Consider the following 21,079-nt stretch of genomic DNA (forward strand, 5'->3'; position numbering starts at 1 on the left):
TCGGCTCAGCCCGTCGCCGGCGAGAGACCTGCGCCGGTCACCCGGAGGAACTCGAGCTTCTCCTCCTCCGGCGACCCCGCCGGGACGGTGTAGACGACCAGCCGCACGTCGCTGCCCGGCACGGTGAGCACGTCGCAGTCGCAGGTCACCGGCCCGACGACGGGGTGCTGGACGGTCTTGCGCGACGACACGTGGCGACCCACCGCACCCTGGTCCCACAGCTCGGCGAAGCGGGGGCTGCCCTCGCGCATCTCCGCGACGAGGGCGGCCAGGCCGCGGTCGCGCGGGTAGTCGACGAGCGCCGCGCGCAGGTCGGCGACGAGCGCGGGGGGCAGCCCAGGGTCCTCGGCGGTCACCGGCCACGACGACAGCCGCGCTTCGGGGGTCGTGAAGACCGCGCGCACGAGGTTGCGCTGCACGGTCGTCCGCTCGCTCGGGTCGCCGATCAGCGCGGCCCACGCGGGCGTCCACGTCAGCAGCGTCCAGTCGGCGCTGAAGACGCCGACGGCGAAGTCGGTGAGCCGCGCGAGCACGCGCTGCACACCCGGCGGGACGTGCGTCGAGATGGTCTTCTCGGCAGGGGGCTGGAGGCCGGCGAGGCGGTAGGCGTGGTCGCGCTCGCCGGGGTGGAGCTGCAGAGCCCGAGCCAGTGCCGCGACCACCTGCGCCGACGGGCTCGTCGCCCGGCCCTGCTCGAGTCGCACGACGTAGTCGACGGACAGGCCGGCCAGCTCGGCGAGCTCCTCGCGGCGCAGCCCGACGGCTCGGCGCCCGGTGCGACGCGGCAGCCCGACGTCGACCGGTGAGAGCCGGTCGCGCCAGAGGCGCAGGGCGCTGCCCAGGGTCTCGGTGTCCACGTGGTCCATGGTGGCGTGCGGAGCGGGGCGCTTCCAGGTACTCCCGGTGCCACCAAGCGGGTCTGGCCGGCGCGCCCGGGGTCTCCCCTCACCAGGTCGGCCGCACCGGCCCTGGCGGCACGATGCGCGCGAGGTCGTCGCGCAGCGTACGCAGCCGTCCTTCGCCGACCACGTGGGACCAGTGCTGGGTCTGCGTGCGGAGGGTCGCGTCGGCAGCGGCGGTGCAGGCGCGTCCCCGCTCGGTCAGCACGACCAGCACGGCGCGGCCGTCGTCGGGGTGGGGGGTGCGCTCGACGTACCCCTTGCGCGACAGCTCCTCGACGAGCTGGCTGGCGGCCTGCTTGGTGACGCCGAGGTGGCGAGCGAGCTCGACCACGGTCGCACCCCCGCCGGAGAGCCGCAGGAAGGCGAAGCCGTGCGCGGGCCGCACGTCGTCGAAGCCGGCGTCGCGCACGCCGGCCTGCACGGCGTCGACGACCGCGGTCGCGGCAGACAGCAGCAGGTAGGGCAGGTCGCTCTCGGCCACGCGGCATCTTGACACAGTGGTCAACCGGCTGGACCATCTGGTCAACCATATTGACCATTGAGGGGACACCGCCATGCCCGTCGTCCGCCGTCACGAGGCCGTGCGCTTCGAGCTGCACGGAGCAGCGTTCACCAGCTTCGCGAGCCCCAGCCGCGGCAGCAGCGAGCTGTGCGCCTGGCTGCTCGAGGTGCCGGCCGGCACCGTGGGCGCAGCGCACTCGGTGACGCGCGAGGAGGTGCTGCACGTGCTCGAGGGCGAGCTCGTGGTCTCCCTCGGCGACGAGTGCAGTCGCCTGGCGCCCGGCGACGTCGCGGTGGTCGGCCCCGGCGAGGTCCTGCAGGTCGACAACTGCTCGACGGCGCCTGCCCGCGCCTGGGTCACCACCTCCGCGGGGCTCGAGGCGGTGCTGCCCGACGGCACACGGCTCTCTCCGCCGTGGGCGCGGTGAGCCGACGCCTGGAGCAGCCCGATGTCGATGAGGAACCGCTCGGCCTCAGCCAGGTCCACCCGCGCGTCCTCGGCCCGGCCGAGAGGTACGCACGGGTGCCGACGCCGCACCCTCGCCGGCGACCGCCACCAGGTGACCCGGTGCCACCCGCTCCACGCGCGGTGCGGGGAAGCCCCCTGCGAACGGCGCCACAGCCGTGCCGCCTGGTGCAGCGACCGTGCAGGCGTCCTCGGTCAATCCGAGCACGACCGCTGTGCTCAGCTGTTCGGCCTCGTCGCACATCTGCGTGACGGTGGCGTCGGCTACTCGGGCAGCGGAACTGCTTTCCAGGCCCCGCTGGCGCGGACGAGCAGGAGCCGTCCATCCATGGTCGTCGCCCAGGCCCCCGCGGCGCCCGCCTGCAGGGACGCGAGCGGCCCCTTCACTCCCGCGCCGAGCGGCGTGAACCGCAGGTCCCGACCTGCACGGAGTGGTTCGCCGTCGGTGCTGCTCGCGAGGTAGCCGTCTTGCGTCACGACGAGTGTGTCCATGGGGACGGCAGGCACGCGGGCGACACGGGTGGTCGACCACGTACGCCCGTCGTCGCTGGACCGGTAGAGGTGCCGCAGCGGCACCCAACCGGCGCCGTCGCCACCGCTTGCCCGCACCAGCGAGCCGTCGGGCGCCCGGCTCGCCGCACTGCCGAGCTCGCCGTCCGCGCGGGGTGCTGCACGCCAGGTCGCGCCGGCGTCGGTGCTGACCGACGCAGCGCCGTCGATCGAGGCGGTGAGCGTGCTCCCGCGGACGGCGATGCCGCTGCTCGAGACCTCGAACCGCCGCGCCACCGACACGGTCGCCACGGTAGAGGCCGCGGGGTCCACCACGTCGAGCGCAGAACCTTTCCCATCACTGAGCCCGCGGCCGAGCAGGATGTCGTGATCAGTCGACACGGACGACGGTTCGACCGCGTCGACCCGCCGCGTGACAGACCACGAGGTGCCACCGTCAGTGGTTATGAGTGGCTTGTCTGCTCTCGACCAGGTCAGGACGGCCGCCCGGCCGTCCTGCGACAGCACCAACGAGGGGAAGCCCTGGGTGGTGGCGGCCGTGGTCGGCCTCGACCAGGTCGCTCCACCGTCGCGCGACCCGTAGAGGCGCACGCTGCACCTCTGCACCGAGGCCGGGCAGGCGCCGTAGAGGGCCACGATCCCCTCCGTGGTGACGACCGCTGCGGTGAGCTGCCCGCGAGGTGCCGACCGAACCGCAAGAGGCGTCTCCCGCGCCACGGACACTGAGCCGGTCGCCTCCGGCACGGCACCGGGTGACACCGTCCCCGCGCCCGGAAGACCCGGAGCGGCGCTGCCGCCGGGGCTCGTGACCGCCAGCAGCCCGATGACGGCTGCGACGGCGACTGCCCCGCCACCGGCGTACGCCCCGCGGCGCCGACGACGCCGGGTAGCAGCCAGGTGTCGCAGCCTGCCGAGCGGAGGTCCGCTCGAGGCGCGCCCGGCTCCGGCAGCGGCGGCGACGAGCCGCTCGATCTCATCCACGTGCCACCTCCGCAGGGTCAACGGTGCGCTCGTCGTCGGCAAGCAGCTGGGCGAGCCGGGCCCGTCCGCGGGACAGCCGCGCCTTCACCGTGCCGACGGGCACGTCGAGCAGCGCTGCCACCTCACTGACCGGCAGGTCGGCGACGTGGTGCAGGGCGATGGCCTCCCGCTGCTCGCGCGGGATGCCGCGCAGCGCAGAGACGACCGCCACGTGGTCGGGGCTCAGCGCGGGCGCCGCCTCCGCAACTCCGGTGCGACCGACTCCGAGCAGGCGGTCGAGGTGCCGCAGCCGCCGCCACCTGCTGCGGGCGCTGTTGACCGCGACGGTGCGCAGCCAGGCCTCGGGGTTGTCAGCCCGGGCGATCGACTGCGGCGAGGAGAGCGCCTTCACGAACGCCTCCTGCACCGCGTCCTGGGCGGCCGCGAGGTCTGCGGTCAGCGCGAACAGCTGCGCGACCAGCCTGCGGTAGCAGGCGTCGTACAGCTCAGCGATGCTCGGTGCGCGCTCGTCCATGCCCCCCCTTCCGTCACTACGACTCCTGGGGAGGCACGCCGGTTGCACCTGACCCGGGCGGGACTTCAGCCGGCCAGCAGCCAGGCGGCACCGGGCTGGTGGTCCGGCCGGAAGCCCTCGGCCGCGGCGAGCTGCGCCGCGTCGGAGAACCCGTGCCCGACGAACTCCGGCCGGTGGGCGTCGCTGCCGAAGGTGACGCGCTGGCCGCCCTCCTCCCGCCACCAGCGCACGACGAGCGGCGCGAGCGGGAGCCGGGTGTTGATCTCGAGCACGCGCTCACCCTCGGCGACCGAGCGGAGGGCGAGGCGCAGCTCGTCCTCGAAGTCCAACGGGTCGAAGGGGCCGGCGTCGTCGGGCCAGCTGCGTACGGCGTAGTCGATGTGCGCCAGGGCGCTGAAGGCCTGCGACCCTGCCACCACGCGCGGGATCTCCGCGAGGTAGTCGCGCACGACCTCGGGCGCGGGCCGGTGCGGGAACAGCTCCCACGGCTCGGCGAAGTCGTCGCCGTCGGGGAGCGCGTGCAGCGAGCCGAGCACCCGTTGAAAGCCTCCGCGTGCCACGAGGGCGTCGACGGCGCGTCGGTGCAGGTGCGGCTGGCCGACCTCGACGCCGGTGAGGATCGTCAGGTCGCGGTACTTCGAGCGGCAGCGTTCGACGGCCTCGAGGTAGCCCTCGACGTCGAGCGGTGGCGCGGTCAGGGTCCCGTCGTCGACGAGCTCGGGATGGACGTCGGCGAGGAAGCCGGCACGGAAGGGCGTCATGTCGACGTGCTCGGTGAACGCGACCGCAGGGAGCCCGAGCGACACCGCCCGCGCGCACGAGGCGTCCATGTCGCCCACCCTCGTCGCGTCCCACGACCACTCCGTGTGGACGTGCGAGTCCGCCGGCAGCGGTCCCCCCTGCGGATCCACCTTCTGATGGTGACAGCAATGCTGCGAGCGTGCACGGGGCACAGAAACTCCCTTGACCGCTCACTTGTCTTTTGCAAGTGTGGCCGTGGCGACGACGCCAACGACCTGAGGAGAGCGCGATGACCACCATGTTCGTCAACCTGCCGGTGACCGACCTCGAGCGCGCGAAGGCGTTCTACACAGCGGTCGGGTTCACCATCAACCCCAAGTTCACCGACCACAACGCCGCCTGCGTCGTCGTCGAGGAGGGCCACAGCTTCTTCATGCTGCTGGTGCGCGACTTCTTCCAGACCTTCACCCAGCGTCCGATCGCCGACCCGACGGCTGCCGCATGGGGCGCCACGGCGGTCTTCCTCGACTCCCGCGAGGCGGTCGACGCCACCGTCGCGGCCGGCCTGGCAGCGGGCGGCTCCGAGGCGCAGCCGGCGTCCGACTACGGCTTCATGTACCAGCGCCAGCTCACCGACCCCGACGGCCACATCCTCGAGTTCGGCTGGATGGACCCGGTCGCCGCCGAGCAGGGGCCGGACGCGCACCTGGCGCAGCAGCAGGTCTGAGGTCGATGGCCGCGCGCGACTACGGGCAGTACTGCGGCATCACGCGTGCGCTCGAGCTGGTCGGGGAGCGCTGGGCGCTGCTGATCGTCCGCGACCTGCTGGTCGGGCCGCGGCGCTACGGCGAGCTGGCCGCGGGGCTCCCCCGCATCCCGACCAACATCCTCGCGTCGCGGCTCAAGGAGCTCCAGGAGGCAGGCATCATCCGCCGGGCACCCCGCTCGCGCGTGATCGTCTACGAGCTGACGCCCTACGGCCGCGAGCTCGAGCCGGTCGTGGTCGCGCTCGGCGCCTGGGGGGCCAAGGCGCTGGGCGACCCGCGCGACGACCAGGTCATCACCCCTGACTCGATGACCATGGCCTTGCGCACCGCCTTCCGCCCCGAGGTGGCGGCGACGCTGCCCGCCACCGCGTACGCCGCCCACCTCGGCGCCGCCGGTCTGCTCATCCGCGTGGACGGTCCGGCCCTCGACGTGACGCGCGGCGAGGGGCCGGCCGACCTGGCCTTCAGCGCCGGCCCGGGCATCCACCGGCTGATCTCCGGGGCGCTCGAGCCGGATCGAGCGGTCACCACGGGTGTGGTCGAGGTGCTGCACGGCCGGGCGACCCTGCTCGACCGCTTCGCGCGGACGTTCCGCCTGGCGGCCTGACCCGGATCGAGGCGGGAAGCGGATCGCCGGCGGGCGCGTTGTCGAGAGCGAGTCAACTGGAAGGTCTTCGCATGCGCATCCCGCTCTCCGTCCTCGACCTCGCCCCCATCCCGAAGGGCCAGACCGCCGGCAGCAGCTTCGCCGCCAGCGTGGCGCTCGCGCAGCGGGCGGAGGAGCTCGGCTACCAGCGGGTCTGGTACGCGGAGCACCACAACATGCCGCGCATCGCGTCGTCGGCGACCAGCGTGCTGATCGCGCACGTCGGGGCGCACACGTCGACCATCCGTCTGGGCGCGGGCGGGGTCATGCTGCCCAACCACTCGCCGCTGGTCATCGCGGAGCAGTTCGGCACCCTGGAGGCGATGTACCCCGGGCGCATCGACCTCGGCCTCGGCCGTGCCCCGGGCTCCGACCAGGCCACGATGTACGCGCTGCGCCGCGACCAGACCTCCTCCGACACGTTCCCGCAGGACGTGCTCGAGCTGCAGGCCTACCTCGCGGGCGAGAGCCGGGTGCCAGGGGTCGACGCCGTGCCGGGCAAGGGCTCGCACGTCCCGCTCTGGATCCTCGGCTCGTCGCTGTTCGGCGCGCAGCTCGCTGCGGCCCTCGGGCTGCCGTACGCGTTCGCGAGCCACTTCTCGCCGCAGGCGCTGGAGGCGGCCGTCGCGCTCTACCGACGCGACTTCAAGCCCTCCGCGCAGCTCGACAGGCCGTACGTCATCGCCGGCGTGAACGTCCTCGCTGCCGACACGACCAGCCAGGCGCAGGAGCACCTCGCGGCCATGCGCCGGACGCTGGCCGTCGGGCTCTTCGGCCGCGGCCGCACCTTCACCGACGACGAGGCCGAGCAGCTGCTGCGCCAGGGCGCCGCCGCGCACGTCGACTCGATGTTCACCTACGCCGCGGTCGGCACGCCGCACGAGGTGGCGGACTACCTCGAGCAGTTCCGCAAGCAGGCCGACGCCGACGAGCTGATCACCGCGCACCAGGCTCCTGACACCGAGTCTCGGCTACGGTCCTTGACGCTGACCGCCGAGGCCATGGAGCCGGTCGCCGCCTGAGTCCTCCAGCAGCTGAGGAGCGCGATGCCCGAGAGCGACACGCAGCACGTCCCCGTCACCTTCGAGCGCTGCCGGCACGTGACCGGCCCGTTCTTCCACGGCACGAGGTCCGTGCTCCAGCCCGGCGACGAGCTCGTCGCCGGGCGCGGGAGCAACTTCCAGTCCGGTCGGGTCTCGAACAACATCTACTTCTCGGCCGCGCTCGAAACGGCGGTGTGGGGAGCGGAGCTGTCGACCGCGCTCGCCGGCACCGGCGAGCGCGGTCACGTCTACGAGGTCGAGCCGCTGGGCCCGTTCGAGGACGACCCGAACGTCACGAACAAGAAGTTCCCCGGCAACCCGACGATGTCCTACCGCTCGCGCGAGCCGCTGCGCGTTCTGCGCGAGGTGTACGACTGGCAGGGGCACGAGCCCGACGTCCTGCAAGGCATGCTCGACGGGCTGGCTCGCCTGCGCGCCGAAGGGCGCGACGTCATCCTGGACTAGGGCGCTGTGTCCGAACGCGCCGCCGCGTCCACCCTGGTGGACGCGCGGCGCGTTCGGACACGGGCTCAGCCCTGGGCGAGCTCGGCGACGTCCTGCCACTGGCGCCACGTCTCGAGCCGCGACGCGTAGTCCTTCTCCGCGATGCCGAGTGGGCTCGAGCCGAAGAAGCAGCGCAGCGGCGGGTTCTCCGCGTCGACGATGCGCAGCACCGCCGCGGCACTGGCCTTGGGGTCGCCGGGCGTCGAGTTGCGCTGGCTGCGCTCCCGCTGGGCCTTCTCGTGGAACTCCGCGTAGTCCGGCAGCGGCTCGGACCGCTTCGCCGACGCGCCGGCCCAGTCGGTGGAGAAGCCGCCCGGCTCGATCAGGGTCACCTTGATGCCGAAGTCGGCCACCTCCTGCGCGAGCGCCTGGCTGATGCCCTCGAGCGCCCACTTCGACGCGTGGTAGATGCCGACCAGGGGGAACGCGGAGATCCCCCCGATCGAGGACACCTGCAGGATGTGGCCGCTGCGCTGCTCGCGCAGGAACGGCAGCGCGGCCTGCGTCACCCACAGCGCGCCGAACAGGTTGGTCTCGAGCTGGGCGCGGGCCTCGTCCTCCGTCAGCTCCTCGACCAGGCCGAAGTGCCCGTAGCCGGCGTTGTTGACGACGACGTCGAGCCGGCCGAAGTGCTCGTGCGCGCGCTGCACGGCGGCGAAGTCGGCTGCGCGGTCGGTGACGTCGAGCTGCAACGGCAGGAAGCGGTCGCCGTACGTCTCGGCGAGGTCGTCGAGCGTGCTCGTGTCGCGGGCGGTGGCGGCGACGGAGTCGCCGCGCTCGAGCGCGGCGATCGACCACTCGCGGCCGAAGCCGCGCGAGGCGCCGGTGATGAACCAGGTCTTCGATGTCATGTCGGGTTCCTACCCAGGCTTGCGGGAACAACCTTCCTGTCTCCGACGATTGGTCCTGGCATGACTGCGAACACCTACGCCTTCGACGGTTCGACCGTGCTGGTCACCGGCGGCGGGTCGGGCATCGGCCGGGCCATCGCGCGCGCCTTCCTCGACAACGGCGCCAACGTCGCGGTGAGCGGCCGGCGCCGTGACCGGCTCGAGGAGACGCTCGAGGGCCACCCCGCCGAGCGCGGGCTCGCGGTGGAGGCCGACGTCGCCGACGACGACTCGGCTGCGGCGATGGTCGCCGCCGTGGTCGAGCGCTTCGGGCGCCTCGACGTCGTCGTCAACAACGCCGCTGCCTACGTGAACTCGCCGTTCGACGAGCTGTCGCTCGACGCGTGGCAGGCGATCCGCAGCACCAACATCGACGGCTTCGTGCACGTGGCCCGCCACGCGCTGCCCGAGCTGGAGCGCTCCGGTGGCAACCTGGTCGTCGTCGGCTCGGTCTCCGGGCTGCGCGGCGACTGGGGCCAGTCGGCCTACAACGCGACGAAGGCCGCCATCATGAACTTCGTCCAGTCGCTCGCTCTCGACTACGGCCCGCGCGGCGTGCGGCTCAACGCCGTGGCGCCGGCGCTGACGATCACGGAGATCACCCGGGCCGTGGAGGACGACCCGCAGGCGCTGGCCGCGGCCACCAACCGCATCGCGCTGGGCCGGCCAGCACGGCCGGAGGACATCGCACCTGCGGTCCTGTGGCTCGCGAGTCCGGACGCGGGCTACGTGACCGGCGCGTGGCTCGCCGTCGACGGCGGCACCTCGGCCAGCACCGGGCAGGCGCACTGACGCGTACGCGGTCGTCGCCTCACGCCCGCCGCTTCCCGAGCGCCGCAGCGAGCACCTCGTCGACCACGTCGGCGAGTGGCCGGTCGGTGCTCACCACGCGGTCGGCCACCCGGCGCAGCAGCGGCTCGACCTCGCGCAGGTCGAGGAGCACCCGCTCACGATCGGACTTGGACTTCCCGAAGTCGTTGCTGGTGCGCGACTTCAGCCGCTCGAGCAGCACGACCTCGGGGACGGTGAGGAGCACCTGGCGGTCCCAGGCGAACTGCGCCTGCTCGTCCGAGCAGCCGGCGAAGAACACCAGGCCGGCGTCGTGGCGGTCGAGCAGCGCGGTCACCGCAGACGTACGCCACCGCCACGTGCCGTCGCCCGCCGGCTCTGTGAAGCCGTCGTCGTCGGCGTCATAGGCCGCGAAGTCGCGCCGGCGCAGCTCGTGGACCACGGTGGACTTCCCCGTGCCCGACATGCCGGTGAGCAGGACCCGCATGAGCAGAGCCTACGACGACGGCCCGCCCGCACCGGGGGTGCGAGCGGGCCGTCAGCGGCGCTGAGCTGCTACTCCACGTCGTAGCGGTCGAGCATCATGACCTTGTCCCACGCGTCGACGAAGTCCTTGACGAACTTCTCCTTGGCGTCGTCGGAGGAGTAGACCTCCACGATGCCGCGCAGGATCGAGTTCGAGCCGAAGACCAGGTCGGCGGCGGTCGCCGTGCGGACGACGTTGCCGTCGGCGTCAAGACCCTCGTAGACGCCCTCGTCATCGGTGGACGTGCGCCACGAGACGCCGAGGTCGAGCAGGTTGCGGAAGAAGTCCTGCGACAGGACGCCCGGCGTCTGCGTGAAGACGCCGTGCTGCACGCCACCGGTGTTGGCGCCGAGCACGCGCAGGCCGCCGACCAGGACGGTCATCTCCTTGGCCGTCAGCTCGAGCATGTAGGCGCGGTCGACGAGCAGCGTCTCCGGCGAGAGCTTCGCACCAGGGGTGATCCAGTTGCGGAAGCCGTCGGCCCGCGGCTCGAGCCACTTGAAGGTGTCGACGTCGGTCTGCTCCTGCGAGGCGTCGGTGCGCCCCGGGGTGAACGGCACCGTGATCTGGACGCCTGCGTCGGCGGCCGCCTTCTCGACGCCGGCGCAGCCGGCCAGCACGATGAGGTCGGCCAGCGAGATCGGCTTGGCGAACGAGGACCGGATCTCGTCGAGCTTCGCGACCACCTCGGCGGTGCCGGCGTTGACGGCCCAGTCGCGCTGCGGCGCCAGGCGCAGGCGCGCGCCGTTGGCGCCACCGCGCTTGTCGGTGCCGCGGTAGGAGGCGGCCGAGGCCCACGCCGTGTTCACCAGCTGCGACACCGAGAGACCCGACTCGAGCACGAGGCGCTTGAGCTCCGCCACGTCGGCCTCGCCGACGAGCTCGTGGTCGACCGCCGGCACCGGGTCCTGCCAGAGCTGGACCTCCTGCGGCACCCACGGGCCGAGGTAGCGCGAGACCGGGCCCATGTCGCGGTGGAGCAGCTTGAACCACGCCTTGGCGTAGGCGGCGGCGAACTCGTCGGGGTTGTCACGGAAGCGCTCGGAGATCGCGCGGAACTCCGGGTCGGCGATGAGCGCGAGGTCGCTCGTGGCCATCATCGGGCGGTGCGTGACGCCCTCGCGGTGCGCGTCGGGCACGGTCGCCGAGGCCGGGTCGGTCGGCTGCCACTGCTTGGCGCCGGCGGGCGACTGCGTGAGCTCCCACTCCCAGGCGAACAGCGTGTCCCAGTAGGAGTTGTCCCACTTCGTGGGCGTGGGCGTCCACGCGCCCTCGAGCCCGGAGGTGATGGTGTCCTCGGCCTTGCCCTTGCCGAACTGGTTCTTCCAGCCGAGGCCGTTGCCGTGGACCGGGCAGCCCTCGGGCTCCGGCCCGACGAGCGAGGGGTCGCCGGCGCCGTGGGTCTTGCCGAAGGTGTGACCACCGGCGATGAGCGCGACCGTCTCCTCGCTGTTCATCGCCATCCGGCCGAACGTGACCTTGATGTCGTGCGCAGAGGCCAGCGGGTCCGGGATGCCCTTGGGGCCCTCGGGGTTGACGTAGATCAGGCCCATGGTGACCGCGCCGAGAGGAGTCTCGTCGAGATCGAGCGGGTCCTCGCCGCTGTAGCGCTCGTCGCCGAGCCAGGTGTCCTCCGGACCCCAGAAGACCTCCTCGGGCTGCCACACGTCCTCGCGGCCGAAGGCGAAGCCGAAGGTCTGGAAGCCCATGTCCTCGTGGGCGACGTTGCCGGCGAGCACCAGCAGGTCGGCCCAGGACAGCGCCCGGCCGTACTTCTGCTTGACCGGCAGCAGCAGGCGGCGGGCCTTGTCGAGGCTGGCGTTGTCGGGCCAGCTGTTGAGCGGGGCGAAGCGCTGCTCACCAGCGCCCGCGCCGCCGCGGCCGTCGGCCTGGCGGTAGGTGCCCGCGGCGTGCCACGACATGCGGATGAACAGCGGGCCGTAGTGGCCGTAGTCGGCGGGCCACCAGTCCTGCGAGGTGTGCATGACCTCGACGAGGTCGGCCTTGACCGCCTCGAAGTCGAGCTGCTGCACAGCGGTCTTGTAGTCGAAGTCCTCGCCCAGCGGGTCGGACGAGCGCGCGGTCCGGTTGAGCACGCCGAGGTCGACCTGGTTGGGCCACCAGTCGCGGTTGCTCCGCGGCCGCTGGCTCACGTGGGCGGTGGGCCCCGGGATCGCCGGGTTCTCGCTCTCGCTGGTGCTCGCGGTGGTGTCGGTGCCCTGCGGGCTGGCGCTGGTGTCGCGGGGCTTGGGGTCGATCTCGGTCACGGGTTGCCTCTCTGCTCGTACGCGTGGGCTGGGGGAGTCTGGCGGGCCGGCTCGGTCTGGTCTGCTGGTCCGGTCTGCGAGGTGGAGCACGCGGGGCAGCGGCCCCAGTAGGTCACCTCGGCCTCGTCGACCGAGAACCCGGCGTCGTCGACGGGATGGAGGCAGGGCGCCTCGCCCACCGAGCAGTCGACGTCGGTGATGGTGCCGCAGGAGCGGCACACGAGGTGGTGGTGGTTGTCGCCGACCCGCGCCTCGTAGCGTGCGACGGAGCCCGACGGCTGGATGCGGCGCAGCAGCCCGGCGTCGGTGAGCACGCGGAGCACGTCGTAGACCGCCTGGTGCGAGACGGCACCCAGGTCGCGTCGCGCCGCCTCGATCAACGTCTCCGTGTCGGCGTGCGGTCGCTCGTGGACGGCCTGGAGCACCGCGACGCGGGGGCGGGTCACGCGCAGCGCCGCCGAGCGCAGGAGGCCCTCGGCGTCGGCGGTGGTCGTCACGGGACCGACCTTGCCCTACTTCCTTGAACAGTTCAAGTCTGAGCACGCACTCTGTTGGTTCAAAATTACGCTTGCACAAGCGTGCGCTTGACTGGGTCCGTGACCGGCACCGTGCAGGACCAGACGCTCGACGCGCTGTTCACCGCCCTGAGCGACCCGACGAGGCGCGACATCGTCGCCCGCCTCAGTGCGGGCGAGGCGACGGTGACCGAGCTCGCGGAGCCCTACTCGATGAGCATGCAGGCGGTCTCCCAGCACATTCGTGTGCTCGAGAGGTGCGGTCTGGTCAGTCGTGGTCGGCACCGGCAGACCCGCCCGTGCCGGCTCGAGGCTGACGCTCTCGAGACCGCTGCCTCGTGGATCGAGGAGAGCCGGCGCACGTGGTCCGAGCGGATGGACCGCCTGGAGGGCCGCCTGGCCCAGTTGCAGGAGGGCGACGCGTGAGCGACGACGAACTGGTCTACCGCAGGGTCTTGCGGGCGCCTCGGGAGCTGGTGTGGCGGTGCCTCACCGACCCGGCCGAGCTGGCGCACTTCTGGGGCCCTCGTGGCATGGAGACCCCTCCCGACGGCATCGTCGTGGAGCTGCGCCCCGGCGGCCGGTTCGAGACGCTGCTGGTCGGCGCCCACGGGACGCACCGCATGGTGGCGACCTTCACCGACGTGCTCGCTCCAGAGCTCCTCGCGTGGCTCGAGCCGGGAAGCGGGCTCCACACCACCAGCACGCTCCACGACCTCGGCGACGGCAGCACCGAGCTGGTCATCCACCAGCGCCACGTGCCCGAGGCGATGCGGGCGCCGGAGGCCCGCGCCGGCTTCGCGACCTCGCTCGACAAGCTCGAGGAGCACCTCACCCGCCTCGTCCGAGAGGAAGCTCCGTGACCGACCACCACGCGCTCGTCGCCGCCACCTGCGACGGGCTCGCCGACGCTCTCGAGCGCTCCGTCGACCGGTGGGACGAGCCGTCGCTGTGCGAGGGCTGGCCGGTCCGGGCCGTGGTCGCGCACATGACCATGGCCGTGCGGCTGACCCCGGAGCGTTTCGGCGCCGAGATGGCCGCCGCCGGCGGGGACTTCCACCGGCTCTCCGACACCGTCGCCCTCCGCGACGCGGGCCTGCCGAGGGAGGACCTCCTCGGACAGCTGCGCTCCACCGAGCTGCACGCCTGGGAGCCACCGGGCGGCGGAGCGGCCGGGGCACTGACCCACGCCGTCGTGCACTCGCTCGACGCGACGGTCCCGCTGGGCCTGCCCGCAGCCGCGCCTCCCGACGCGGTCGTCGCCGTGCTCGACCTGCTCACCGGCGCGGGCGGCGCGATGTTCGGGGTCGAGCTCGGCGGCCTGCGGCTCGAGGCGACCGACACGGCGTGGGGCTGGGGTGCCGGCGAGGTCGTGAGTGCCGACAGCGGCTCGCTCGTGTCGCTGCTGGCGGCCCGTACGCTGCCCGGCGGCCGTGCGCTGGCGCGGACCGCGACGGGCTGACGCACGCGAGGCGGCGCCTCAGGTCGAGGCCCGCACGACCAGGTGGACGATCTCGCCCTCGACGTCGCTGACGGCGGGCTCGTCGCCGATGGCCTGGCGCACGTCGTGCACGATCTGCCGTGCCACTCCCTCGCCGTCGACCACCACGGTGGTCAGTGGTGGCATGGCGAGTGGTGCGAGAGGTATGTCATCGACCCCGACGACCGCCAACTCCTCCGGCACCCGCACCCCCAGCGAGTGCACCCCCGCCAGCACGGCGAACGCCACGTCGTCGTTGTAGGCACAGACGGCGGTGCATGCCTCGTGGGTCCACTCCTCGACCGCGAGGCGTGCGCCTTCGACGTCGAGCGGCACCTCCCGCACCAGCGGAGCCGGGAGGCCGAGGGCGCGGCAGGCGCTGCGTACGCCCTCGAGCCGCGGCACCGCGAACGCCGAGAGCACGTCGGCGTGGGTCGGCACCGCGTAGCCGAGCCGGCGGTGGCCGCGGTCGGCGAGGTGCTCGACCTGGCGCCGGCCGACCCGCTGCTGCAGCACGTCGTGGCTGCCCTCGTCACCGGGCCCGGCCTTCGGGACGACGACGACGGGCACCCTGGAGTGCCGCAGCGCGTCGCCGTCGGGGCCGTCGGGTGGGCGGATCGCGATGACCGCCGCCAGGCTCACCGAGCGCAGCAGCGCGGCGAGGTCGTGGCGGCCGCGCTCGGGCACGAGGTAGGTCGTCAGGCTGAGCCCGTGCTCGCCGAGCCCCACGGCGATGTCGTCGATCAGGCGGGCCAGCGCGGCACCGACCGGCAGCGGCGGCACGTAGAGCAGGACGAGGTCGCTGCGGCCGGCTCGCAGGGAGCGGGCCGCGCCGTGCGGCGCGTAGCCGAGGCGCTCGGCCGCGTCGAGGACGCGTCGGCGGGTCTGGGCCGAGACCGGCTTGCTGTCGTTGATCACGAAGCTGACCGTCGCCCGCGAGACGCCGCTCTCGCGGGCGACGTCGGCGCTGGTCGGTCGGCGCTCCACGGCTCCCGCACCCCCTTCCTGCGACGACCCCCTTGACCGCGCGGGGAGGGGAAGTCTAGCGTCGCCCCGCTGACGGGTTACTCGTGTAATCCATCGCAAACCGCCCGTCCCACCTGCCCGCATCACCGCAAGGGAGCAGCACATGCAGCAGAGTGCAGACCGAGACCACGGCAGCGGGAGGGCGGGTGGCGGCCACCGCGTACGACTGCGCGCCGCCCTCCTCGCCCTCCCCGTCGCGCTCGTCGGCCTCGTCCCCGCCACCGCAGCGCATGCGGCGCAAGGCGGCGTCGTGCAGACCGACAAGGGAGCCGTCCGCGGCACGACCGCCGACGGCGTCGAGAGCTTCCGCGGCATCCCCTACGCCGCAGCGCCCAACGGCGCGCGGCGCTGGAAGGCCCCGCAGCCGGCTGCCGCGTGGAGCGGCGTGCGCGACGCCAGCAGCTTCGGCAACGTGTGCCCGGTGCTGCCCAGCACCAACGGCCCGCGCTCGGAGACCGAGGACTGCCTCTTCATCAACGTGCAGCGCCCAGCGGGCACCAAGGCCGGCGACAACCTGCCCGTGCACGTCTTCATCCACGGCGGCGGGCTCACCAACGGCAGCTCGAACCAGAACGACGAGGCCAAGCTCGTCGCCGACACCGGCGTCATCGGCGTGTCGATGAACTACCGGCTCGGTGTCTTCGGCTTCCTCGCCACCTCGCAGCTCACCGCCGAGGGCGGGCAGTCGGGCAACTACGGCTTCCTCGACCAGCAGGCGGCGCTGCGCTGGGTGCAGCGCAACATCCGCGCGTTCGGCGGCAAGCCCTACGAGGTCACCATCGACGGGGAGTCGGCCGGCGCGTACTCCGTCTGCGGGCACATGATCTCGCCGGAGTCCCGCGGGCTGTTCAACCAGGCGATGATGCAGAGCACCTACTGCCCGAGCCGCACCGAGGCGCAGGCCGAGTCGGCCAGTGCCTCGTTCGTCAGCGCGGTCGGCTGCTCGTCGGCGGCGGACCCGCTCGCCTGCCTGCGGGCCGCGTCGCCCGCGAAGCTCCTCGACGCGAGCGGCGGCTTCGGCTCGACGTTCGTCCACGGCACCAGCACCTTCCCCGAGCCGACGCAGACGGCGCTGGCCGCCGGCCGGTTCGCGCACGTACCGGTCCTCACCGGCGTCAACCGCGACGAGGGCCGCACCTTCGTCGCCGGCGCCACGGGCACGAAGGCCGACTACCTCACCTACCTCAGCCGCAGCTACGGCGCACGGGCCGACGACGTCTACGCGCACTACCCGTGGCCGGCGCAGTCCGACCAGTTCACCTACGCGTACCTGCTGGGCGCACTGCTCACCGACAACGGCTTCATCGGCGGCTGCGTGCAGAGCGACTTCGTCCACACGCTGGCGAAGTACACCCGCACCTACGCCTACGAGTTCGACAACCGGACCGGCCCTGGCCTCCAGCAGTTCCCGGGCTACGTCTGGGGCGCCGGTCACGCGGCCGAGCTGGCCTACATCTGGCCGAGCTTCAACAACGGCACGCCCATCGCGCCGCTGTTCAACGCCGGTGAGCGCCAGCTGGCGAACGAGATGACGAAGTACTGGGGCGCGTTCGCGACCAACGGCCGCCCGCGCGTGGCCGGCCAGACCAGCTGGCCGCGCTTCGACAAGCACGGCTCGACGATCTCGCTGCGGCCCGGTGGGCAGAGCGTGGTCATCGACCAGGCGCAGTTCGACGCCGAGCACCAGTGCGGGTTCTGGAGCACTTTCTCCTAGTACGCACCGGCTCGTCCCGAGGGCGCCCGGCCACGTCGGCCGGGCGCCCTCACGCGGAACGGTCCTGCGATGCCAGTCAGACGTGCCGCGCCCAGGGGCGGCCGAGAAGCTGAGCGACCACACGAACGGGGCAGACCGCATTGGGGGCCCCGCCGCGCGTCCCGCGCCCATCCGTGGCGAACCGACGGCAACGGCAGGCTCGGCCTTCTGACTTCGCCATCCGGCAGAACGCCCGTTCGTCGGCAGGCGTGCCACAGGGTTTCGGAGCACGTTGGCCGTGACCAACGGGTGTGTAGAAGTCGTGCGCGACGCGTCGCGCCAATGATGCCTGTGCTGACATGCAGCATAGGCACCACCAGACTCTTCTACAACACCGTGGCACGCGTCGCCGTCTTAGGTCTCGTAAGTGTCGCCTAGCGGACGATTACGCCCAACTGACGCAGTGGTTCTCCTTCGGCTCATGCCGCCGTTGACAAGGTCAGCGCATGACGACGGCGATCAAGATCGCCACAGCAAGGACGACCAGACAGAGACCCACGTAGGCACGTGTCTTTTTCGACATGGCGTCAGCCGAAGATCGCGTCGTAGAGGTTGCCCACCTCGCAGGCGACGCCAGCGCCGATGAGGCCGGTCGCTGCACCGGCGGCGGCACCGCCTGGAACACTCACCTCAGCGAGTGGCCCTCCGGCTACCCCTGCGGCCGCACCGGAAACTCCGGCAACCACTTCCGCCTTGAGGCAGTCCTCGGCGCCGTGGATGTCTACCTTGTTGACAGGGTCCGCCCCGCCGTAGAGATGGGCGTTTGCCTCCTGACCGGTCGGGTCTGGCTGAGTAAAGCGGCCGAGGCTGGGGTCGTAGTAGCGGTACCCGAGCTTGTACAGCCCGGTGACGCTGTCGCGGTAGCCCGCGGTGAAGCGGAGAGCGTTGTTGGACGCCTGCGCACCGGTGACGGTGCGGGTGTTGCCCGCAGGGTCGTAGCCGTACTTGGCGACGACCGCGCCGTTCTGGTCGGTCATGGCGATGACGCTACCGAGGTTGTCGGTGAGGTAGTAGTAGCTGGTGACGACACCGGCGGTCACCTGGCGCATGGAGATCGGTGTGCCGTTCGGCATGCGGGTGTAGGCCAGGGTTGATCCGGCGCTGTTGGTGAAGGTGGCGATGCCTTCGACGCCGTTGGTGAACGGTGTAGACCCCGCGCCGGTGCGCTCGAAGTTGGTGGCTCCGAAGTAGGTGAACGGCACGGTGGTGCCGCCGGTCCCCGCGGTGGAGGTGCGCAGCGAGGTGAGCTGCTCGCGGGGGTTGTGGGTGTCGGTGCGAGGCTGGACGTTGTAGACGCTTGCTGATCCGGGGCTCAGGGTCTCGTTGCCGTTGGCGTCGTAGGCCCAGCCGCTGGTGCTGCCGTTGCGGGTGGTGAGCTGGTCGGCGGCGTTGTAGGCCCAGGTGTCGATCCGGTGGGTGCCGCCGGTGAGGACGTCGGCGCGGGTGCGGTTGCCGTTGGCGTCGTAGCTGTAGGTCCAGGACGCGTTGGTCGTACCGCCGGAGGTGACCTCCACTGCGCTGGCGAGCCGCGCCTGGCTGTCGTAGGCGTAGGTAGTGGTGCTGTTCGCCGGTCCGCCGATGCCGACGACGTCCCTGCGGCGCTGGACCCTCGTGCGGTCGTTGGCCGGGAGGCTGCCGCCGACGACGCTGTTGTAGGCGTAGTTGAAGTCGGTCAGGGTGCCGGCGGAACCGGTGGCCTTGATCTCGGTGGCGCGGCCGGAGTTGTCCCAGGTGGTGGTCTGGGTGACCCCGCCGGGGTAGTGCACCGCCTTCAGGTTGCCGTTGGCGTAGTAGTCGAACGTGGTGCAGGTGCTGGCGTCGGTGGCGCAGGTGTTGCGCTCGGCGAGCGAGGTGAGCTCGTTGGCGGCGTCGTAGCTGTAGCGGACGTGGACGAAGGTCTCGTCGACGTAGTCGACGAGGTTGCCATTCTCGTCATAGCCCATCTGCTGGGTGACGGTCTGCCCGGGCAGCTGCTTCGTGATCTGACGGTTGAGCGTGTCGTAGCTGTAGGTCGCCGAGGCGGCGGTGAGGCTGTCGTACTGGGTGGTGAGGTTGCCGTCGGCGTCGTAGACGTAGACGATGCTGCCGCCGGGTGAGGTGTACACCGTCTGGGTGCGGTGGTCCAGCTTGTCGTAGGAGTACGTCGTCGTCTGGCCCTTGCCGTCGGTCACCGAGGTGACCCGGCCCACGCTGTCGTAGGTGTAGGTCGTCGCGCCGAGCGGGGCGGGCGGGGTGACCGTGACCAGGTTGCCGTCGGTGTCGTAGGCGTAGGAGGTGACTCCACCGCGGCCGTCCGTGGCGGTGCACAGCTGGCCAACTTTGCCGCCGCATGAGGCGCCGCCGACGCCTTGGTGGGTGTAGGTCTTGGTGAAGACCCCGCCGGCCGGGTTGGGCGACTTCTCGGTCGCGACGTTGCCGGGCGTGTCATAGGAATAGGTCGTCTGGTTGCCGGCGTCATCTTCGCTGCACTTGACCTGGTACGGGTGCCCGGTGTCGGTGCTCGAGCAGCCGGACACGTTGCCGTACTGCGCCTTGGCGGCAGCCCCGGTCGGCAGGGTGACCGACTGCAGGTTGTTCGTGCCATCGGTGGCGTAGGAGTAGGCGATCTGGTGGGCCGTGTCACTGGAGCCGGTGCCCATGGCGTCGACCGCGGACTGGACGTCGGAGTTGGTCGTCCAGGTGGTGTAGCGCGAGCGCCCGAGCGGGTCGGTGGTCTTGGTGACCCGGCCGGCGGAGTCCATCACGAAGGTGGACGTGTTGGCTCGCGGATCCTTGACGTCAGTGGTCATCGCCCCGCCATTGCCCGGGGTGTAGGTGAAAAACGTGGCGGCGGAGTTCCCGTTGTTGTCGCCGGCGTTCTTGTACTGCCGGAAGGAGGCGACCCGTCCGGAGGTGTCGTAGCGGACCTCGCTCCAGTTTCCCCGCGGGTCCTGGATGAATGCCAGCTTGCCGCTGTCCCAGGTGTAGTTGGTGACGCCACCGGAGGGGTCGGTGACGCTGGTCAGGTTCCCGGAGCCGTCGTAGCCGTAGGTCCAGGCGCGACCGGCGGGGTCGGTCTCCTGGGTGATGCGGCCCGAGGTGTAGGTGATGTTGGTGACCCGGCCGGCGGTGTCAGTGATGCTCGCGAGTCGGCCGTCGCTCCAGTAGCGCAGCGTCTGGACGACTCCGTTGCGATCCGCGACCGTCGACAGGTAGCCACCCGTGGTGAACGTGTACTTGACTGAGTTCTTGCGGTAGGTCAGCGACCAGGTGCCGTTGCTGTTGTGCACCAGGTCGGCGTTCAGGCCGGATGGTGCGGTCCAGCCGCCGGACCCGTTGCTGGTGAAGGTGGCGGTGAAGCCCGACGGGGCGTGGAACGTGACGGTCGATCCGCTGGCGACGAGACCGACGTCCCGCCCGAGCGATAGCGAGCCGCCGGTGCCGAACGAGCCGGCGCCGGTCGCCTGCGAGTTGTAGAACCGGTCGAGGTTCAGCGACAGGCCCGGACCGTTGACGCCAAGGTCACTGGAGTGGAGCTCGAAGTTGCCTGTTGACAGGTTCACCGTCGCGTAGGCGTCGTCCCACAGCTGGAACGTCTGTGCCCCGTAGAACGACTGCTCCCCCAGTCGGCTGCCGGACGCGCCGGGCGCAGCCCACGTGGCTGTCGGCGTCGACCCGGCCGGCGTGCGGTCGATGGACGACGGCGCGTTCCAGACCACCGGAGTTGGGCCGGCCGCCTCCGCGGAGCCGGCAAATGGCACAGCGACCAGACCCCCCGCCGCCAGTGCCAGAACTGGCGCGCCTACCGCGAGCCGGCGCTGCAGACGCCGACTCCCCCACCCTTGCGTGCGTTGCGCATCCGCCATGAACCGCTCCTTCGAGCAACACCCGGAGGTGGGAGGCGGCATCCATGCCACCTGCTACCACAAAATCGGGACACCGCAGGTCTACAGGCCATTGCTCGAGGTGATCAAGGAGGTCGCTGATGAACGATTCTCGGAGGTTATTGCAGGGCAGCTACGCGAAACGGGGACAAGTTCGGTCACATTTGACGCGGGCGGCCCAATCGCAAGATCACTAAACACTTTGTGATATAGATCACATCACCCGGCCTGTGACCCTGGAAGCAGCTGTCGTGGGTGAAGCCGTCAGTGCGGCGGCGCTCATGTAGCGCATGAAGCGCCTGACGTCCGGCTTCGCGACCGACGTCGGCTGAAGCGACGGCGCCACCGGAGCAGGCACCCGCCACCAGTGGCTGTAATCCTGGCGCTGGCTTTGC

Annotated in this window: 21 protein-coding genes; 10 read left to right on the forward strand and 11 right to left on the reverse strand. The window is 71.6% G+C overall.

Features of this window, described 5'->3' with window-relative positions:
• Window positions 1–5 precede the first annotated feature (5 nt).
• Window positions 6–866, reverse strand: coding sequence for a helix-turn-helix domain-containing protein (locus CLV35_RS10425; RefSeq protein ID WP_121193379.1), 861 nt, complete (start codon window positions 864–866; stop codon window positions 6–8).
• 79 nt (window positions 867–945) lie between these two features.
• Window positions 946–1,383: a MarR family winged helix-turn-helix transcriptional regulator gene (locus tag CLV35_RS10430; RefSeq protein ID WP_231121696.1), complete on the reverse strand. Its 438-nt coding sequence runs from the start codon at window positions 1,381–1,383 to the stop codon at window positions 946–948.
• A 73-nt stretch (window positions 1,384–1,456) separates the two neighbouring features.
• On the opposite strand from CLV35_RS10430, the gene CLV35_RS10435 reads away from it, so the two are divergent.
• Window positions 1,457–1,831, forward strand: coding sequence for a cupin domain-containing protein (locus CLV35_RS10435; RefSeq protein ID WP_121193381.1), 375 nt, complete (start codon window positions 1,457–1,459; stop codon window positions 1,829–1,831).
• A gap of 302 nt (window positions 1,832–2,133) precedes the next feature.
• Here the strand turns inward: CLV35_RS10435 and CLV35_RS19725 are convergent, their stop codons facing one another.
• The 3 genes from CLV35_RS19725 to CLV35_RS10450 form a co-directional block, all read right to left on the reverse strand.
• On the reverse strand, window positions 2,134–2,760 hold the full coding sequence (locus CLV35_RS19725) for a beta propeller repeat protein (protein ID WP_147431936.1): 627 nt from the start codon (window positions 2,758–2,760) through the stop codon (window positions 2,134–2,136).
• A gap of 592 nt (window positions 2,761–3,352) precedes the next feature.
• The gene (locus CLV35_RS10445) at window positions 3,353–3,874 is read right to left on the reverse strand and encodes a sigma-70 family RNA polymerase sigma factor (RefSeq protein ID WP_121193383.1); all 522 of its coding nucleotides are present in this window, start codon (window positions 3,872–3,874) and stop codon (window positions 3,353–3,355) included.
• Between the two features lie 65 nt (window positions 3,875–3,939).
• Window positions 3,940–4,785: a PHP domain-containing protein gene (locus tag CLV35_RS10450; RefSeq protein ID WP_121193384.1), complete on the reverse strand. Its 846-nt coding sequence runs from the start codon at window positions 4,783–4,785 to the stop codon at window positions 3,940–3,942.
• A 119-nt stretch (window positions 4,786–4,904) separates the two neighbouring features.
• Between CLV35_RS10450 and CLV35_RS10455 the strand changes: the two genes are divergently transcribed.
• The 4 genes from CLV35_RS10455 to arr all read left to right on the forward strand — a co-directional run bounded on the left by CLV35_RS10455 (window position 4,905) and on the right by arr (window position 7,536).
• Entirely contained in the window at window positions 4,905–5,342 is a 438-nt protein-coding gene (locus CLV35_RS10455; protein ID WP_121193385.1) for a VOC family protein, read from the forward strand.
• A gap of 5 nt (window positions 5,343–5,347) precedes the next feature.
• Window positions 5,348–5,989, forward strand: coding sequence for a winged helix-turn-helix transcriptional regulator (locus CLV35_RS10460; protein ID WP_121193386.1), 642 nt, complete (start codon window positions 5,348–5,350; stop codon window positions 5,987–5,989).
• A 71-nt stretch (window positions 5,990–6,060) separates the two neighbouring features.
• Window positions 6,061–7,050 (forward strand): LLM class flavin-dependent oxidoreductase, encoded by a 990-nt coding sequence (locus CLV35_RS10465; protein ID WP_121193387.1) that lies wholly within the window; start codon window positions 6,061–6,063, stop codon window positions 7,048–7,050.
• 24 nt (window positions 7,051–7,074) lie between these two features.
• Window positions 7,075–7,536 (forward strand): NAD(+)--rifampin ADP-ribosyltransferase, encoded by a 462-nt coding sequence (gene arr / locus CLV35_RS10470; RefSeq protein WP_121193388.1) that lies wholly within the window; start codon window positions 7,075–7,077, stop codon window positions 7,534–7,536.
• Between the two features lie 65 nt (window positions 7,537–7,601).
• Here the strand turns inward: arr and CLV35_RS10475 are convergent, their stop codons facing one another.
• Window positions 7,602–8,426 carry an SDR family oxidoreductase gene (locus tag CLV35_RS10475; RefSeq protein ID WP_121193389.1) on the reverse strand — a complete coding sequence of 275 codons (825 nt, stop codon included), beginning with the start codon at window positions 8,424–8,426 and terminating at the stop codon, window positions 7,602–7,604.
• Between the two features lie 60 nt (window positions 8,427–8,486).
• On the opposite strand from CLV35_RS10475, the gene CLV35_RS10480 reads away from it, so the two are divergent.
• Window positions 8,487–9,257, forward strand: coding sequence for an SDR family NAD(P)-dependent oxidoreductase (locus CLV35_RS10480; RefSeq protein WP_121193390.1), 771 nt, complete (start codon window positions 8,487–8,489; stop codon window positions 9,255–9,257).
• Window positions 9,258–9,276: 19 nt separating this feature from the next.
• On the opposite strand, the gene CLV35_RS10485 is transcribed toward CLV35_RS10480, so the two are convergent.
• The 3 genes from CLV35_RS10485 to CLV35_RS10495 all read right to left on the reverse strand — a co-directional run bounded on the left by CLV35_RS10485 (window position 9,277) and on the right by CLV35_RS10495 (window position 12,544).
• A complete protein-coding gene (locus tag CLV35_RS10485) occupies window positions 9,277–9,741 on the reverse strand; it encodes an AAA family ATPase (protein WP_121193391.1) in 465 nt (154 codons plus the stop codon).
• Window positions 9,742–9,809: 68 nt separating this feature from the next.
• Window positions 9,810–12,038, reverse strand: coding sequence for a catalase/peroxidase HPI (gene katG / locus CLV35_RS10490; protein WP_121193533.1), 2,229 nt, complete (start codon window positions 12,036–12,038; stop codon window positions 9,810–9,812).
• A 5-nt stretch (window positions 12,039–12,043) separates the two neighbouring features.
• The gene (locus CLV35_RS10495) at window positions 12,044–12,544 is read right to left on the reverse strand and encodes a Fur family transcriptional regulator (RefSeq protein WP_121193392.1); all 501 of its coding nucleotides are present in this window, start codon (window positions 12,542–12,544) and stop codon (window positions 12,044–12,046) included.
• Between the two features lie 99 nt (window positions 12,545–12,643).
• Between CLV35_RS10495 and CLV35_RS10500 the strand changes: the two genes are divergently transcribed.
• Genes CLV35_RS10500 through CLV35_RS10510 form a run of 3 tightly spaced genes read left to right on the forward strand, consistent with a single transcriptional unit; the run spans window position 12,644 to window position 14,024 of the window.
• Complete coding sequence (locus tag CLV35_RS10500) at window positions 12,644–12,988, forward strand: ArsR/SmtB family transcription factor (protein WP_231121697.1); 345 nt, start codon at window positions 12,644–12,646, stop codon at window positions 12,986–12,988.
• Window positions 12,985–13,425, forward strand: coding sequence for an SRPBCC family protein (locus CLV35_RS10505; RefSeq protein ID WP_183061912.1), 441 nt, complete (start codon window positions 12,985–12,987; stop codon window positions 13,423–13,425). The genes CLV35_RS10500 and CLV35_RS10505 overlap by 4 nt, the downstream gene beginning before the upstream one ends.
• A complete protein-coding gene (locus tag CLV35_RS10510; RefSeq protein ID WP_121193394.1) occupies window positions 13,422–14,024 on the forward strand; it encodes a maleylpyruvate isomerase family mycothiol-dependent enzyme in 603 nt (200 codons plus the stop codon). Before CLV35_RS10505 ends, CLV35_RS10510 begins: the two co-directional genes overlap by 4 nt.
• 18 nt (window positions 14,025–14,042) lie before the next feature.
• Here the strand turns inward: CLV35_RS10510 and CLV35_RS10515 are convergent, their stop codons facing one another.
• A complete protein-coding gene (locus tag CLV35_RS10515; protein WP_183061913.1) occupies window positions 14,043–15,029 on the reverse strand; it encodes a LacI family DNA-binding transcriptional regulator in 987 nt (328 codons plus the stop codon).
• A 142-nt stretch (window positions 15,030–15,171) separates the two neighbouring features.
• Here CLV35_RS10515 and CLV35_RS10520 point away from each other — a divergent pair, with 142 nt between their 5' ends.
• Window positions 15,172–16,782, forward strand: coding sequence for a carboxylesterase/lipase family protein (locus tag CLV35_RS10520; RefSeq protein WP_121193396.1), 1,611 nt, complete (start codon window positions 15,172–15,174; stop codon window positions 16,780–16,782).
• A 566-nt stretch (window positions 16,783–17,348) separates the two neighbouring features.
• Here CLV35_RS10520 and CLV35_RS10525 read toward each other — a convergent pair.
• Window positions 17,349–20,519: an RHS repeat domain-containing protein gene (locus tag CLV35_RS10525; protein WP_183061914.1), complete on the reverse strand. Its 3,171-nt coding sequence runs from the start codon at window positions 20,517–20,519 to the stop codon at window positions 17,349–17,351.
• Window positions 20,520–21,079: the final 560 nt, after the last annotated feature.

It is taken from the genome of Motilibacter peucedani, from assembly GCF_003634695.1.
GTDB classification, from domain to species: Bacteria; Actinomycetota; Actinomycetes; order Motilibacterales; family Motilibacteraceae; genus Motilibacter; species Motilibacter peucedani.

Excerpts from the sequence above, each read along its gene's own strand:
- CLV35_RS10480 (WP_121193390.1), top strand. The coding sequence starts at position 8,487 with ATGACTGCGAACACCTACGCCTTCGACGGTTCGACCGTGCTGGTCACC.
- CLV35_RS10435 (WP_121193381.1), top strand. The coding sequence starts at position 1,457 with ATGCCCGTCGTCCGCCGTCACGAGGCCGTGCGCTTCGAGCTGCACGGA.
- CLV35_RS10445 (WP_121193383.1), bottom strand. The coding sequence starts at position 3,874 with ATGGACGAGCGCGCACCGAGCATCGCTGAGCTGTACGACGCCTGCTAC.
- arr (WP_121193388.1), top strand. The coding sequence starts at position 7,075 with ATGCCCGAGAGCGACACGCAGCACGTCCCCGTCACCTTCGAGCGCTGC.
- CLV35_RS10455 (WP_121193385.1), top strand. The coding sequence starts at position 4,905 with ATGACCACCATGTTCGTCAACCTGCCGGTGACCGACCTCGAGCGCGCG.
- CLV35_RS10460 (WP_121193386.1), top strand. The coding sequence starts at position 5,348 with ATGGCCGCGCGCGACTACGGGCAGTACTGCGGCATCACGCGTGCGCTC.
- CLV35_RS10425 (WP_121193379.1), bottom strand. The coding sequence starts at position 866 with ATGGACCACGTGGACACCGAGACCCTGGGCAGCGCCCTGCGCCTCTGG.
- CLV35_RS10465 (WP_121193387.1), top strand. The coding sequence starts at position 6,061 with ATGCGCATCCCGCTCTCCGTCCTCGACCTCGCCCCCATCCCGAAGGGC.
- CLV35_RS10475 (WP_121193389.1), bottom strand. The coding sequence starts at position 8,426 with ATGACATCGAAGACCTGGTTCATCACCGGCGCCTCGCGCGGCTTCGGC.
- CLV35_RS10485 (WP_121193391.1), bottom strand. The coding sequence starts at position 9,741 with ATGCGGGTCCTGCTCACCGGCATGTCGGGCACGGGGAAGTCCACCGTG.
- CLV35_RS10520 (WP_121193396.1), top strand. The coding sequence starts at position 15,172 with ATGCAGCAGAGTGCAGACCGAGACCACGGCAGCGGGAGGGCGGGTGGC.